The organism is Stenotrophomonas sp. 610A2, from assembly GCF_030549615.1.
GTDB lineage: Bacteria > Pseudomonadota > Gammaproteobacteria > Xanthomonadales > Xanthomonadaceae > Stenotrophomonas > Stenotrophomonas pigmentata.
Window position 1 is genome coordinate 556,757 of the sequence record NZ_CP130832.1, and the last position, 14,220, is coordinate 570,976.

General features: G+C 63.2%; 11 protein-coding genes. 9 read left to right on the top strand and 2 right to left on the bottom strand.

What is annotated here, in order from left to right; translation table 11 throughout:
- Positions 1–491 precede the first annotated feature (491 nt).
- Together Q5Z11_RS02435 and Q5Z11_RS02440 are read right to left on the bottom strand one after the other, a co-directional pair.
- Positions 492–1,589, bottom strand: coding sequence for a dipeptide epimerase (locus tag Q5Z11_RS02435; RefSeq protein ID WP_282270746.1), 1,098 nt, complete (start codon positions 1,587–1,589; stop codon positions 492–494).
- Positions 1,586–3,040 carry a C40 family peptidase gene (locus tag Q5Z11_RS02440; protein ID WP_303748554.1) on the bottom strand — a complete coding sequence of 485 codons (1,455 nt, stop codon included), beginning with the start codon at positions 3,038–3,040 and terminating at the stop codon, positions 1,586–1,588. The genes Q5Z11_RS02435 and Q5Z11_RS02440 overlap by 4 nt, the downstream gene beginning before the upstream one ends.
- A gap of 204 nt (positions 3,041–3,244) precedes the next feature.
- Here Q5Z11_RS02440 and Q5Z11_RS02445 point away from each other — a divergent pair, with 204 nt between their 5' ends.
- The 9 genes from Q5Z11_RS02445 to hglS all read left to right on the top strand — a co-directional run bounded on the left by Q5Z11_RS02445 (position 3,245) and on the right by hglS (position 14,099).
- Complete coding sequence (locus tag Q5Z11_RS02445) at positions 3,245–4,669, top strand: transglutaminase-like domain-containing protein (protein ID WP_405051675.1); 1,425 nt, start codon at positions 3,245–3,247, stop codon at positions 4,667–4,669.
- 58 nt (positions 4,670–4,727) lie between these two features.
- The gene (locus Q5Z11_RS02450) at positions 4,728–7,721 is read left to right on the top strand and encodes a TonB-dependent receptor (protein ID WP_303748556.1); all 2,994 of its coding nucleotides are present in this window, start codon (positions 4,728–4,730) and stop codon (positions 7,719–7,721) included.
- Between the two features lie 54 nt (positions 7,722–7,775).
- The gene (locus Q5Z11_RS02455) at positions 7,776–9,335 is read left to right on the top strand and encodes a serine hydrolase domain-containing protein (RefSeq protein WP_405051647.1); all 1,560 of its coding nucleotides are present in this window, start codon (positions 7,776–7,778) and stop codon (positions 9,333–9,335) included.
- Positions 9,289–10,026, top strand: a complete 738-nt coding sequence (locus Q5Z11_RS02460) for a M15 family metallopeptidase (RefSeq protein ID WP_345783901.1) — start codon at positions 9,289–9,291, stop codon at positions 10,024–10,026. Before Q5Z11_RS02455 ends, Q5Z11_RS02460 begins: the two co-directional genes overlap by 47 nt.
- Positions 10,027–10,078: 52 nt before the next feature.
- Entirely contained in the window at positions 10,079–10,459 is a 381-nt protein-coding gene (locus Q5Z11_RS02465; RefSeq protein ID WP_303748558.1) for a hypothetical protein, read from the top strand.
- A 222-nt stretch (positions 10,460–10,681) separates the two neighbouring features.
- Complete coding sequence (locus Q5Z11_RS02470; protein ID WP_303748559.1) at positions 10,682–11,059, top strand: EF-hand domain-containing protein; 378 nt, start codon at positions 10,682–10,684, stop codon at positions 11,057–11,059.
- Between the two features lie 261 nt (positions 11,060–11,320).
- Entirely contained in the window at positions 11,321–12,073 is a 753-nt protein-coding gene (locus tag Q5Z11_RS02475) for an HAD family hydrolase (RefSeq protein WP_303748560.1), read from the top strand.
- Between the two features lies 1 nt (position 12,074).
- Positions 12,075–12,647, top strand: coding sequence for a hypothetical protein (locus Q5Z11_RS02480; protein ID WP_303748561.1), 573 nt, complete (start codon positions 12,075–12,077; stop codon positions 12,645–12,647).
- A gap of 93 nt (positions 12,648–12,740) precedes the next feature.
- Positions 12,741–14,099 carry a 2-oxoadipate dioxygenase/decarboxylase HglS gene (gene hglS / locus Q5Z11_RS02485; protein WP_303748562.1) on the top strand — a complete coding sequence of 453 codons (1,359 nt, stop codon included), beginning with the start codon at positions 12,741–12,743 and terminating at the stop codon, positions 14,097–14,099.
- The last annotated feature ends 121 nt before the right edge of the window (positions 14,100–14,220 follow it).

The following is a 14,220-nucleotide window of genomic DNA, read 5'->3' on the forward strand; positions in this document are numbered from 1 at the left end:
CCTTTCTTTGCTTGTGCAAAGAAACGTGGCCCAAAGAAAGCACACCCTGCCTACGCGCCCACGACGCTGCGCGCCGCGGGTCCACTCCGCCGCCGGGATTTTTCGACGAGACGTCCCTGTCTCGTCGAAAAACGACGTGCATCCATGCACGCCGCCCCTGCGGGGTCTTGTCCGTCGGCTGCGTCGCTGCGGAAGGGGACCCGGTGGGGCAAAAGCTGGAGCAACAGCAACAGCAACAGCAACAGCCGAAGCCGAAGCCGAAGCTACCCCTCCCCAACCCTCCCCTGCGCTGCGCGCAAGGGAGGGGGCTGGAGCAGAAGCAGAAGCAAGAGCGATTCCCGCCTTCGCGGGAATGACTGTGTCCTGGTGCGTTGGATGGCTGGAAGACCATCTCCAAAACAAAACAGCACCGGACTTTGCCGGTGCTGTTGTTTGCGCATGCGCGAGCACGGCGGCGGCAACCGAGGAGAGACCGGTTGCCGCCTGCGTGATCACGGCTTGATCATCTCCAGCCCGCGTACCTCGATGATGCCCAGGCCTGGCGCATCGGTGATGCTGATTTCCGATTCGTTGAAGATCACGCCGCCCACCACCGGATTGAACTGGCTCAACGACGGGCCATCCAGATCCACCTTGCTGATCGCGCCGGACTTGGCCACGCCCAGATGCACCGCCGCCGCCACGCTGATGCTGGATTCCAGCATGCAGCCGATCATGCACGGCACGCCGTACAACGAGGCGATGTCGGCGATCTTGATCGCATTGGAAATGCCGCCGGTCTTCATCAGCTTGATGTTGATGATGTCGGCTGCACCCTGCTGGATCAGGTCGAATACCTGGTGCGGGCTGAACACGCTTTCGTCTGCCATCACCGGTGTGTTGACGCGCTCGGTGACGTACTTCATGCCGGCGATGTCGGCAGCTTTCACCGGCTGCTCCAACAGCTCCAGCACGACGCCAGCGTTCTCCAGCACGTTCATTGCATACACCGCCTGTTTGGCGGTCCAGCCCTGGTTGGCATCCAGGCGCAGCAGGGCGCGGCCTTCGACGGCGGCGTGGATGGCCTTTACCCGTTCGATGTCCAGGCCGATGTCCTTGCCTACCTTGATCTTCAGCGACTCGAAGCCGCGCTCCACCGCTGACAGCGAATCGGCCACCATCTTGTCAATGTAGTCGACGCTGATGGTGATGTCGGTGGTGATCACCGGGTCGCCGCCGCCGAGCATCTGGTACAGCGGTGCCTTGTGCAGCTGCGCCCACAGATCGTAGATGGCGATTTCCACCGCCGCCTTGGCGCTGGTATTGCGCTCCAGCGAGGTCTGGATCAGGCCGCAGATGCGGTTGAGGTTGCTGATGTCCTCACCGATCAAACGTGGCTTGATGAATGTGTTGATGGCCTCGATGATCGAGCCGTGCGTATCGCCGGTGATCACCGCAGTGGCCGGTGCCTCGCCGTAACCGGTATTGCCGGTGTCGGTGCGCACCATCACCACGATGTCTTCCACCGTTTCCACGGTACGCAGCGCGGTCTTGAACGGGGTTTTCAGCGGCACGCGGAGCATGCCAAGTTCGATGTCGGTGATCTTCATTTGGTGTCTTGCAGGCGGATGCGCTGGATGTTGGTCATGCGGTCGATGTAGCTGGCGGTGTCGCTGGCCATCATCGGCTGCAGCGGGGTCACCGATACGCCGTTGAGGCTGGCATGCACGCGTTTGCCGCTGGCATCGAACCAGCTGCCACCGGAGGTATCGTGGATCACCCAGGTCATGCCATTGGCTTCACCGAGCATCATCATCACGTGGCCGGGGATGTAGATCAGGTCACCGACCTGCAGCTTGGCGATTGCATCACTGCGCTTGGCCTTGCTGTCCTTGTCGGTGAAGGGCACGCGGTTCAAGGCCGGGCTGATTGCCTGCGCGCTGGTGTTGCGCGGCAGCAGCGCGCCGAAGCTGCGGTAGATCTCGGATACGAAACCACTGCAATCGCGGGTGTCGTAGGAGTGGCCCCAGCCATAGCGTTCGCCGAGGAACTTGAAGGCCTGGGTGATCAGGTTGGCCTGGGTCAGCGGCAGGTAGTCGCTGGACGAATCCTGCGTGCGTGGCAGCAGGGCCGGCACCAGCGCCAGGCTGCCGTCGTCATTGCGCACCGGCAGCTGGATCACATGGCCGCCATGCGCCTGCTGGCCGTTGACCGGAGTCATTACTGGCCAGTCGGCCAGCACCGGCACGCGCACGCCCATTTCCAGCTGCAGGTCGGAGACGCGCGGCTCTTCCGGGGTGTGTGCGGTGAAGGCCTTGCCAGCGGTGATCACCCGGTACGGGCCCTTGGCGCCGTAGCCGAAGACCTGTTCGGCGCTGCCGACGCCGACGAAGCGCTTCTCCATCCACGCCGCATAGCGCTCGCTGGCGACGAACACCCACTTGCCGTCGGCGCTTTCATGCAGCACCGCGACCGCGTCGCCGGGGAACAGCGCCGACTCCTGGAAGCGGTCGATATCGGTATCGCCCTGGCTGCTGAATACGCGCAGCTCGGTGGGGAAGGCGCGCAGCGCGGCACGGTGCACAACCAGGCCGTACTGGATCGGGCGGTTGGCCGGGATCGCATCCAGGCCCAGGTTGGCGGTCACCGCCTGCAACTGGGCCGGCGTGACCTGCTTGCCGTGCACGTCGTACAGAGTGCGGGTCGGGGCCTTGGAGATGCCGGCGATCTGCTCGCGGACCAATACTTGTGGCAGTAGCGCGGGCAGCTTGTGCAGGTCGATGATGGAGGCGTCGAGCTGGCGCATGCGCGCGTTCTGCGCCTCGATGGCGGCGCGGTCCAGGATCACGGCGTCGGCGTTTGGCAGCCTGCTGATCCAGGGCTGCGGCGTCAGCAGGGCTTCTTCCAGCCCGATGATGCCTGCGTAGCCCGGTGCGACCGTTGCAACCGGTGGCGGCGACAGCGCAAAAGCCGGCCCGGTGCACAGCGCCGTGGCAAGGATCAAAGCCCGCGCAAGCGGGGCAAAGCGTCGGCGCTGGTACAGCGGCGGCAAAGCAAGCATTGGGAAGCTCCCCTCGTTGATGCTCAGGAATATTTATTCCTTTCGCCGTCGAAAGCAAGAATAAATTATTGACCGGCTATCGGGTGCGTGTTACACAGCGTTAACCACCCTGCACGTGGAAGTGTTGCCGTGGCATCAAACGCCGATTCTGCCCGCTTTGCCCGCGTACCGTTCGCCCGCAAGGTCCTCGCCTCTGCCCTGTGCATGAGCGTGGCCTGGATCGCCTTTGCCGGTGAGGCACCGTCGACGGCGCTACCGGCCCTGGAGTCGCGTGTGGACCGCGGTGACTTTGCCGGTGCGCAGGCCGAGATCGACAAGGCACTGGCAGCACCCGGCACCGATGCCGACAGCCGCGCCGCCTACCTGTTCCAGCAGGAGCGCATGCGCCGCATCCGCCTGGATTTCACCCTGGACGAAGCGCAGGCCAAGGCCGCCGTGCGCAGGTCGGTGCCGGATCTTCGCGACGAAGAGTTCAAGGCCTGGGATGATGCCGGCCTGATCGAGCACCTGGACATCGACGGCCAGCGTCGCTGGTTCAAGCGCGCGCCGAACAACCTGTTCCTGTTCAGTGCCGAAGCCTCCAACCGGCGGCCGCCGGACAAGCGGGTTTCCCGCCCGGGTCCGTACGAGCGGCTTGGCTCGCACCATGTCGAGGTGATCAAGGCGTCGGAGCAGAGCGGCCAGACCAGCATCAGCCCGCGTCGGGTGCGTATCACCCAGTCTATCAAGGTCGATGCCGATGCGGTGCCGGCTGGAAAGACGGTGCGCGCCTGGCTGCCGTATCCGCGGTCCATACCCGGTCAGCAGGACAACATCCAATGGCTGGGCAGCGTGCCGCAGGGCGCGCAGATCGCACCCGAAGACACGCTGCAGCGCACCGCCTACCTCGAGCGCAAGGCCGTGGCCGGCACGCCCACCGAGTTCTCGGTGAGTTACGAGCTCACCATCTCCGCGCGTCGTTTCATCATCGACCCGGACAAGGTGCTGCCAACGCCGCGGGACCCGGCGCTTGCGCCATATCTGGCCGAGCGCGCACCGCATGTGGTGTTCACTCCGGCCATGCGTGAGTTCTCGCGCAAGGCGGTGGGCAATGAAACCAATCCCTACCGCGTCGCCAAGAAACTGTTCGATGCGGTCGATGCGATTCCGTGGGGCGGGGCCCGCGAGTATTCGACGATCAGCAATATCTCCGACTACGCCCTGCATGCAGGTCATGCAGACTGCGGCCAGCAGACCTTGCTGTTGATCTCGCTGCTGCGCATGAATGGAATCCCGGCGCGCTGGCAGTCGGGCATGGTGTATTCGGACAACGAGGTCGGCTACAACAACCTGCACGATTGGGGCGCGCTGTACCTAGCGCCCTACGGCTGGGTGCCGATGGATGTAAGTACGGGTGCACTGGACAGCGACCAGCCCGAGCAGCGCAATTTCTATTTCGGCGGGCTGGATGCCTACCGCATCGCGTTCAACGATGACTACTCACGTGCGTTCGTGCCTGCCAAGCAGCACTTCCGCTCGGAGACCGTTGATCTGCAACGAGGTGAGGTTGAGTGGGAAGGGGGGAACCTTTACTTCAACCAGTGGCAATACGACTTCCAGTCGCAGGTTCTGGCGCCGGAGTCCAAGTAATAGAACGTCGTAACCGTTGTCTTACTTACCGATCTACATCTGCAGGAGAGAGCAGGGGATGAACAGGAAAATGTTGAAAAGGGCGGCGCTGACCGTCGCATTGGGTGCCTGTCTGGGCGTGATGGCGCCGAGCGTGATGGCACAGAGTGCGAACGGTGCAATTGCCGGCCGTGCAAACTCCGGTGACCAGATCACCGTAGTAAACAAAGCGACGGGTTTGACCCGTACCGTAACCGTGGGCGCTGACGGCTCGTATCGCCTGAGCCAGCTGCCGGTGGGCGACTACAGCCTGCAGGTCAAGCGGGACGGGGAAGTCGACAAGGAGCCGGTGGCGGTCAACGTGTCGCTGGGTGGTACTACCAACGTCAACCTTGGTGGTGGCGCGGGTAACGCGGTGACCCTGGACTCGGTGCAGGTCACTGGCTCCAAGATCGTCAACCGGGTCGACGTCTATTCGACCGAATCCTCGTTCAACATCAAGCGCGAAGAACTCGCGCGCATGCCGGTCGACCAGAGTGTAGCCGCAGTCGCCTTGCTGGCCCCCGGCGTGGTGGACTCCGGCTCGAGCTTTGGCGGCTTGAGCTTCGGTGGCTCGTCCGTGGCCGAGAACGTGGCCTACATCAACGGCTTGAACGTTACCGATCCCTACCGTCGCCAGGGCTTCTCGACGGTTCCCTTCAATTTCTATGAAGAATTCCAGGTCAAGACCGGCGGTTACTCGGCCGAGTTCGGTCGCAGCACTGGTGGCGTCATCAACGCCATCACCCGTTCGGGTGGCAACGAGTTCAAGGGCGGCGTGCAGGTCACCATGGAGCCGTCGGCATGGGCTTCGGAAAAGAAGGATCATTTCCACCGCGATGGCACCATCGATGAGCGTGACCGCACCAGTCGCGATCGCGCCCCGCTGACGAAGACCAATGTGTGGGCGTCCGGCCCCATCCTGCAGGACAAGTTGTTCTTCTTCGCGATGTACGAGAACCGCGACAGCAAGTCGCAGGATATCGATACCTCCGAAGCCTTGAAGACCAAAAGCAATAACGACTTCTGGGGCACCAAGCTCGATTGGCGCATCAACGATAACCACTTGCTGGAGTTGCTCGCCTTCTCCGACAAGGCCGATTCGGTGACCACCAGCTATGACAATTACGATTGGGACACCAATGTTTTTGGCGAGTCGGGCGGCCAGAGTAGTGGCTCCTCCGGTGGTGACAACTGGTCGCTGACCTACACCGGGCACCTGACTGACAACTTCGTCGCCAAGGCGATGTACGGCATCAACAAGCGCAGTGCCGTCAGCGATAGTCCGATGGATGCTGAGTGCAGCATCATTACCGTTGCGTCCAGCTTCACCCAGAAGTACGGCCAGCAGAACAACGTGGGCTGCCACCCAACCAATACCGCCATCAGCAGCCGCGCCGACAAGCGCGAAGCCGCACGCCTGGACTTTGAGTGGACGCTTGGAGATCACCTGGTCCGCTTCGGTCTGGACCAGGAAGTAATGGATTCCGACAGCTCGACGGTCTATCCGGGCGATGGATTCATGTACCAGGTGCTGTCGGTGAGCGCGGGCAGCTCCGTCAATGGCGTGGTGCTGCCTGCAGGTGTCACCGATATCGTCGACGCACGCTACAAGGTCACCGGCTCGCCGGTCAGCACCAAGGCACAGGCGTTCTATCTGGAAGACAACTGGAACGTCACCCCGAACCTGCTGTTGAACCTCGGCGTGCGTTTCGACCAGTTCCACAACAAGCTGGCTTCCGGTGCGACGTTCGCCAAGACCAAGTTCAACGACATGATCTCGCCGCGCCTCGGCTTCAGCTGGGACGTGAGGGGCGATGGTTCGATGAAGGTGTTCGGTAACGCAGGCCGCTACTACACCCCGCTCACCAACAAGATCGCCGACTACTTCGGTGGTGGTACCACCGACGAGCACACCTACTACGCGTTCAATGGCTGGGCACAGAACCAGAGCTCAACCGGCGATACCTACAAGGAGCCTGTGTTGGGCCAGCAGATTGGCCCGGTGAACACCGATGGCAATGCGCCGGCTCCAACCGACGTGCGCACCGCGGTGGCGCGCGATCTGAAGCAGGTCTTCCAGGATGAATTCATCCTCGGCTTCCAGCAGGCGATCAACGAGGAGTGGTCCTACGGCGTCAATGCAACGTATCGTCGCATGACACGCGCGGTGGAAGACGCACGCATCAACCATGTGGACGGCTGCGACTGGTACTCGGGTGACTGGCCAATCATCAACCCGGGTGAAACCAACCAGCTGTGGTGCCCGGATACCAATAGCTGGGTGACGCTGGACTCGTCCAAGGATGGCTACAAGGCCCTGGGCAGCGGCAACATCATGGGTTACAAGCGTCCCAAGCGTACCTACAAGGCGCTGGAATTCCAGATCGACCGCGCATGGAATGACAAGTGGTCGTTCAACGCCAGCTACCTGCTGTCGAAGAGCGAAGGCAACATCGAAGGGCCGGTGAACTCCGATACCGGTTACAACGACACCAACCTGGTGCAGTACTACGATCACCCGGCGGTCAACGAGCGCTTTGGCGTGACCTTCAACGATGCCCGTCATCAGTTCAAGCTGCGCGGCACCTTCAAGCTCAACGAGCAGTGGTCGTTCGGCAGCACGCTGTCGGCACGTTCCGGTGGTCCGATCACCGCGTTTGGTGTGGTCTGGCCGAATGACAACCGCAACGCCGGTGGTCCAGGCGAGTTCAGTGGTGGTGGTTCGGGCTGGCTGTGCAAGGCAAACTGCTCGACGTGGGCGACCCGTGAGCTGGTGTACTCCGAGCGTGGCGCATTCGGTCGCATGCCGTGGGTGGTCGACCTCGGTGCGAGCGTGATGTGGACCTTGCCGGTGGAGGGCATCGACCTGACCGCACGACTGTCGGTCTACAACCTGCTCAATCGCCAGACGGTGGTCAATGTGCACTCCCGCTACGAGAGCACGCCGGGCACCAAGATGCCTTACTTCGGCGAAGGCACGCATTGGCAGGCTCCGCGTTACAGCAACCTGGTCGTAACCTGGAACTTCTGATGTAGTGTTTGAGAACGGCCCGCTTCGGCGGGCCGTTCGCTTTTGTGGAGAACGATGACGATGCGACTGAAACTGTTGTTCGCCGCTGTTGCCATGTTGCTGGCGAGCCCTCTGTTGGCGGCGGACGCCGATACTGCGCGGATGGATGCTCTGGTTGACCAGGCGATGCAGCGCTATCAGCTGCCCGGCATTGCGGTGGGCGTGATCGAGGATGGCAAGGTGGTGCGGCGTATCACCCGCGGCGAGCTGGCCGTGGGCGAGGGCGCAGCGATCAACGACGACAGCCTGTTCAAGATCGCCTCCAACACCAAGGCGATGACCGCTGCGGTACTTGCGCGCTTGGTACAGGCCGGCAAGCTGCATTGGGATGACCCCGTCACCAGGCATCTGCCGCAGTTCCGCATGCAGGACCCGTGGGTGACGCGCAACATGCAGGTGCGCGACCTGTTGATCCACAACAGCGGCCTCGGCCTGGGCGCTGGCGACCTGATGCTGTGGCCCGAACCGAACAACTTTGATCGTAGCGACATCATCGCCGGCTTGGCGCATCTGAAGCCGACCGGTAGTTTCCGTAGCGAGTACGCCTACGACAACCTGATGTATGTGGTGGCCGGTGAAGTCGCTGCTGCTGCAGGTGGAAAACCGTACTCGCAGCTGGTGCGCGAGGAAATCTTCCAGCCGCTGGGTATGCAGCGCTGTCAGGTAGGCGCGTGGTCGCCGACGGCAGTTGGCAATGTCGCCCGGCCGCATCGCCGTGACGGCAAGCGCAATATCGCTGCCGAACCCGATCCCGCGCAGGTCACCGATTTCCCATCGATGGCGGCGGGCGGCATCCGCTGCAGCCTCAACGACATGCTGCGCTGGATGGACGTATTGCTGGATCCTTCGCAGGCGCCGGGCTGGTTGGATGCGACCCAGCGCCGCGCTTTGTGGACCGCGCATATGCCGATGCCGGTCAGCCAACGCCTGCGCGACTGGGACAACACGCACTTCCATGCCTATGGCTATGGCTGGCGTCTGTCAGACATGGATGGGCAGTGGAAGGTCGCGCATACCGGAACCTTGTCCGGCATGTACTCCTCTCTGGCCTTGCTGCCGGACCGTAAAACCGGCGTGGTGATCCTGATCAACGGTGAAGCTGAGGACGCGCGTACCGCATTGATGCAGGCCATGCTCAAGCAGTACACCGAACCGACCGCGAACAATGACGTGCTGCATTACGCAGGCTTGATCGACGAGGCCGCCGCGCAGCGGCGCTCAGCTGGGCATGTGCGCCCGGGGTTGCCGAAGGCGCGTGCGGCCACACCAGCGGAATTCGGCGACAAGGCCGGCATCTGGCAAGACCCGTGGTTCGGCGAGGTGTCCTTGTGCCCGCGTGATGGCAAGCTGCAGTTCGCCTCGGTCAAGTCGCCGCGCATGACCGGGCAGGTGATGCGTGCCGGCGAGCGCTGGTATGTGTCCTGGCAGGGATTGGGCGAAGATGCCGATGCCTGGCTGGAATTTTCCGCCGACACGCAACAACCGCTGCTGCATCTACGTGCCATCGACCCGGATATCGACTTCAGCTATGACTACCCCGATCTGGAATTCCAACGCCGTGGCGATTGCCGCTAAGTCGCTGCCGTTGTTGCTGGCGCTGTTGCCGTTCACCGCGCTTGCCCAGCAGGTGCAGGTATCACCGGCAAAGACGCCGGCACAGGCCGGCATCGTAGATGTCACCACGCTGGCCCCGGACATCGCCCTGGATATCCGCTACGCCGGCACCGACAACTTTACCGGCCGCGTCGTCCCGGGCTATGAAGCGCCGCGTTGCTATCTATTGCAGCCGGTCGCGCAGGCCTTGGCACGGGTGCAGCGCGGGCTGCGCGCGCAGGGCTATCGACTGCAGGTGTTTGACTGTTACCGGCCGGTGCATTCGGTGACCTCGTTCGTCACCTGGGTACACGACGACAAGGATCAGATCGCCAAGCAGCGCTATTACCCCAACATCGACAAGAGCCGCCTGCTCGATGGCTATATCGCCGAGACCTCTGGCCATAGCCGCGCCGCCACGGTCGATCTGGGCGTGCTGGATTGCCGCAGTATGCCGTGCACCCCCTTGGACATGGGTACCGGCTTCGATCGCTTCGATCCGCTGGCGCATACCGCCAACCCGGATATCAGCGCGCCGCAGAAGCAGAACCGGCAGCTGCTGCTGGATGCGATGCAGGCGCAGGGTTTCGCCAATTACGCGATGGAATGGTGGCACTACACCTTCAAGCCCGAGCCCACCCCGACCACGGCCTACGACTTCCCGGTACGTTGAGCGGCGCAGGGGCGGGTAGACTGCGGTTCCCTGAATGGAGCGCAGCGCGCCGATGAATCTGGTTCTGCATTACGGCCTGCTCGGCTCGTTGGAAGCGGGGCTGATCGCCCTGGCGATTGGCTTCGTGGTGTTTGCGCTGTGGTGGCAGGTGTGCCGACGCACAGGCCTGCGCCACGGCCACGCCATCGCCTATGCCGCGTTGATCGCGGCGGCCATCGCAGCCGGTGTGGACAGCTGGAAGCTGTTTTCGCTGGGCATGGTCAACCTGCAGTCGCCGCTATACGCCAAATTGGCGCTGGCATCGATCCATGATCCGGACCAGCTCGGCACGCGCGTGCTGTTCGAGTTGATTGGTGTGGCGGTTGGCGTCGGCTTGGGTTGGTTGTTGTTCAGTTCGCGGCAGCCGCTGGCTGACGTCACGCATGATGCTTGAGGCGGCTGCATCGTGTTGATAAGCACGATGGGTGGAACGCTCTAATCATCGGCTTACGTTCGTTTCATGCACGGCTAACGTCGGCGGTAACCGCTGGATTGGCACAAGTGGTTAACAGGATGTTTGTCGTGGTTCTGCGGGGTGCAAGCGATTCAGTCGCCGCTTGTCAGGGTTGGGGTGTGCGGAATTTCCGCGCTTTTGCCAACACACGAGGAAGACCTGATGACCGTACGTAATCGCACCCCGCTGTTCGCCCTGGTTGCCATCGTTGGTTCCGCACTTGCACTGCCGGCCATGGCCCAGGACGCACAGGATCAGGCCGCCGCCGCGCAGGCACAGGCTGCAGAAGCACAGGATTCGGCCGCACAGGCGCAGAGCGCTGCAGCCAGCGCATCAAGCAGTGCAGCCAAGGCTTCGGCCGCGGCCGGTGGCGGCCAGAGCTGGGCCGATGTTGATGACGATGGTGATGGCACCATCAGCAAGACCGAGTCGCAGGCCAATGCCGGCCTTGCACAGGTATTTGATGAGGCCGACAGCGACAAGGATGGCAAGCTGACGCCGGAGGAATACCGGGCTTATGCGGCTGCGCATAAGAAGTAACTGGTAACCGGGTAAGGCTCGAAGAGCACCCCTCCCCAACCCTCCCCTGCGCTATGCGCAAGGGAGGGGGTAAAAGCGGCATTGCGCGATGAACCAGCAGTTCGCGCGGTCCGCTCCCTCCCTTGCACGCAGTGCAGGGGAGGGCTGGGGAGGGGGGCTCCTGCCGTTGCACTTTGCTCGAGCTGTCAAACGAGCCAGCAAACCGCGCCTTCCAGACGCAATCCCCTATTCACCGCAGGGCAGATTGCTATCCTGTGCGGCATGAACATGCAGACTTCCCCCTCCGCCATCGGCCTGGTCGGCTTCGACGGCGATGACACGCTCTGGAAGAGCGAAGACTATTACCAGAAGGCCGAGCACGAATTTGGCCTGATCCTCAGCAACTACATCGACCTGCACGATGCCGGCACCGCCCAGCATCTGCTCAAGGTGCAGCGGCGCAACCTGGCCGTGTTCGGCTACGGTGCCAAGGGCATGACCTTGTCGATGCTGGAAGCCGCCATCGAGCTCACCGATGAGAAGATCTCCGCGCACGACCTGCGCCAGATCGTCGAGATCGGCCGCCGCACGCTTGAACATCCGGTCGATGTCATCGATGGCGTCCGTGAAGCCGTGGCGGCCATCGCCGCCGAATACCCGGTAGTGCTGATCACCAAGGGCGATCTGTTCCATCAGGAGCAGAAGATCGAGCGTTCCGGCCTGCTGGACCTGTTCCCGCGCATCGAGATCATCTCGGAGAAGGACCAGTCGACCTACGCCAAGGTGTTGGCCGAGTTCAACATGCCGGCCGAGCGTTTCGTGATGGTCGGCAATTCGCTGCGCTCGGATATCGAGCCGGTGCTGGGGCTGGGCGGCTGGGGCATCCACACCCCGTACGCGATGACCTGGGCGCATGAGGCCGAGCACGGCGTCTCCGCGGAAGAACCGCGCCTGCACCACGCCGATACCGCCCACCAGTGGCCGGAAGCGGTGCGTGCCGTCGCCGCGCAGGCTGCAGCGGCACAAGGCAACTGAGGTGAGCGCGGCAGGCTCCTGGCAAGCCCCACGTCGCGCAGGCTTGCTGCTGCGGCTTGGATTGCTGGCAGCTACCGTGCTGCCACTGCCGTTGTTGGCCCAGCAGCCAGCAACGGCCGTAGTGGCCGAGGCCTACGCGCCGGCCACCGGTGATGCCTGGGTGGACAAGCAGCTGGCCGACATCAACGCCTATGCCGCGCGCTACCCGGAAGCCTTCGTCGATGAGCTGGCGCGTTATGCCAGCGCCCGCCCGGGCTATGTGCAGGCCTTGTTGCAGGACCATGGCTGGAAGCCCGGCGATGTCTATCTGGCCTGCTTCTGGGGCAAGCTCAATGGCAGCAACTGCCGCACCGCGGTGAAGGCCCGCGCGCAGCAGCCCGAGGCCAGCTGGAAGGACGTGCTGGCAGGCCTGCAGCCGCCACCGGACAACCTGCGCTGGCGCGCCCTGCGCCACGCCATCGTCGCCAGTTTCGACCACTGGGACAGGCCAATCACGCTGGACCCGCTGCTGCAGCGCCAGCTCGGCGACCGCGCCCAGCGCGAGGCAGCAGCGCGCAAGAGTGACGCGGAGTAAACGGCGGCAGTAATTGCTGCAGGGCGGATAGGCGCGGCGGTCGATTCCGGGCGAAAATGGCGTTCCTTCGATTTCGCGTCAAAGCGCTTTGTCATGACCGCCGACCGTTTCGTTTCGCCCGATCACATCCGCAGCCTGTTCTCGCAGGCGATGTCGCATATGTACCGCACCGAAGTGCCGTTGTACGGCACGTTGGTGGAACTGGTTGGCGCGATCAACGCCGACGTCCTGGCCGCGCAGCCGGAGCTGGCCGCGCAGATGCAGCGCAGCGGCGAGCGCGAGCGCCTGGACGTCGAGCGCCATGGCGCGATCCGTGTCGGCACCGCGCAGGAGCTGGCCACGCTTGGCCGCCTGTTCGCGGTGGTGGGTATGCAGCCGGTGGGTTATTACGATCTGTCGGTGGCCGGCGTGCCGGTGCATTCCACCGCGTTCCGGCCGGTGGATGGCGAGTCCTTGAACCGCAACCCGTTCCGCGTTTTCACCTCGCTGCTACGCCTGGAGTTGATCGAAGACGCCGCACTGCGCGAGCAGGCCGCCGAGATCCTGGCCCGCCGCAATATCTTCACCGCTGGCGCGCTGCAGCTGATCGAGCAGTGCGAGCGTGATGGCGGTTTGAGCGAAGACGATGCCTGGCGCTTCGTCGTTGAGTCACTGGAAACCTTCCGCTGGCACAACGAAGCCACCGTGTCGCTGGAGACCTATCACGCCCTGCACGGTGCGCACCGTCTGGTTGCCGACGTGGTCAGCTTCCGTGGCCCGCACATCAACCACCTCACCCCGCGCACGCTGGACATTGATGCCGCACAGGCGGCGATGCATGAACGTGGTCTGGCGGCAAAGGCCGTGATCGAAGGCCCGCCGCGTCGCAACTGCGCCATCCTGCTGCGCCAGACCAGCTTCAAGGCGCTGGAGGAGATGGTGCATTTTCCGTCGGGAGCCGACAACGAAGCTGGTACCCATACCGCGCGCTTCGGTGAGATCGAACAGCGCGGTCTTGCGCTGACGCCGAAGGGTCGTGACCTGTATGACGTCCTGCTTGCGCAGGCACGTGGCGGCGAAGGCAGTGCCGGTGGCGACTACATGCAGCGCCTGCAGAGTGCGTTTGCCGCGTTCCCGGATGACCATGCAACGCTGCGACGCGAAGGCCTTGGTTATTACCGTTACAGCCTGACCGATGCCGGTCTTGCCGCTGATGCGGAAACCCGTGCCTTGCCGGCGGAAGTACTGATCGAGCGCGGCCTGGCCAGCGCTGACCCGATCATCTATGAGGATTTCCTGCCGGTGAGTGCGGCGGGTATTTTCCAGTCCAACCTCGGCGGCGGTGAGCAGCGGGCCTATGCCGCGCGTGCCAACCGCGATGCCTTCGAGCAGGCCCTGGGCGCGACGGTCAGCGACGAGTTCGCAATCTACGAGCGCCTGCAGGCCGAGTCGTTGGCAGCACTGAAGGCTTGATGCATTGCTCCCTTCCTTGGGGAGGGGCAATGCCGTCTGTAGTGCCGAGCCATGCTCGGCAGGGGCTTCACCGGTAGAGCCCCAATGCCGAGCATGGCTCGGCATTACAGTTTGTGCGGCT

Coding starts and splice junctions, on each gene's coding strand:
- Q5Z11_RS02435 (WP_282270746.1), bottom strand. CDS start 1,589: ATGAAGATCACCGACATCGAACTTGGCATGCTCCGCGTGCCGCTGAAA.
- Q5Z11_RS02440 (WP_303748554.1), bottom strand. CDS start 3,040: ATGCTTGCTTTGCCGCCGCTGTACCAGCGCCGACGCTTTGCCCCGCTT.
- Q5Z11_RS02445 (WP_405051675.1), top strand. CDS start 3,245: ATGAGCGTGGCCTGGATCGCCTTTGCCGGTGAGGCACCGTCGACGGCG.
- Q5Z11_RS02450 (WP_303748556.1), top strand. CDS start 4,728: ATGAACAGGAAAATGTTGAAAAGGGCGGCGCTGACCGTCGCATTGGGT.
- Q5Z11_RS02455 (WP_405051647.1), top strand. CDS start 7,776: ATGACGATGCGACTGAAACTGTTGTTCGCCGCTGTTGCCATGTTGCTG.
- Q5Z11_RS02460 (WP_345783901.1), top strand. CDS start 9,289: ATGACTACCCCGATCTGGAATTCCAACGCCGTGGCGATTGCCGCTAAG.
- Q5Z11_RS02465 (WP_303748558.1), top strand. CDS start 10,079: ATGAATCTGGTTCTGCATTACGGCCTGCTCGGCTCGTTGGAAGCGGGG.
- Q5Z11_RS02470 (WP_303748559.1), top strand. CDS start 10,682: ATGACCGTACGTAATCGCACCCCGCTGTTCGCCCTGGTTGCCATCGTT.
- Q5Z11_RS02475 (WP_303748560.1), top strand. CDS start 11,321: ATGAACATGCAGACTTCCCCCTCCGCCATCGGCCTGGTCGGCTTCGAC.
- hglS (WP_303748562.1), top strand. CDS start 12,741: ATGACCGCCGACCGTTTCGTTTCGCCCGATCACATCCGCAGCCTGTTC.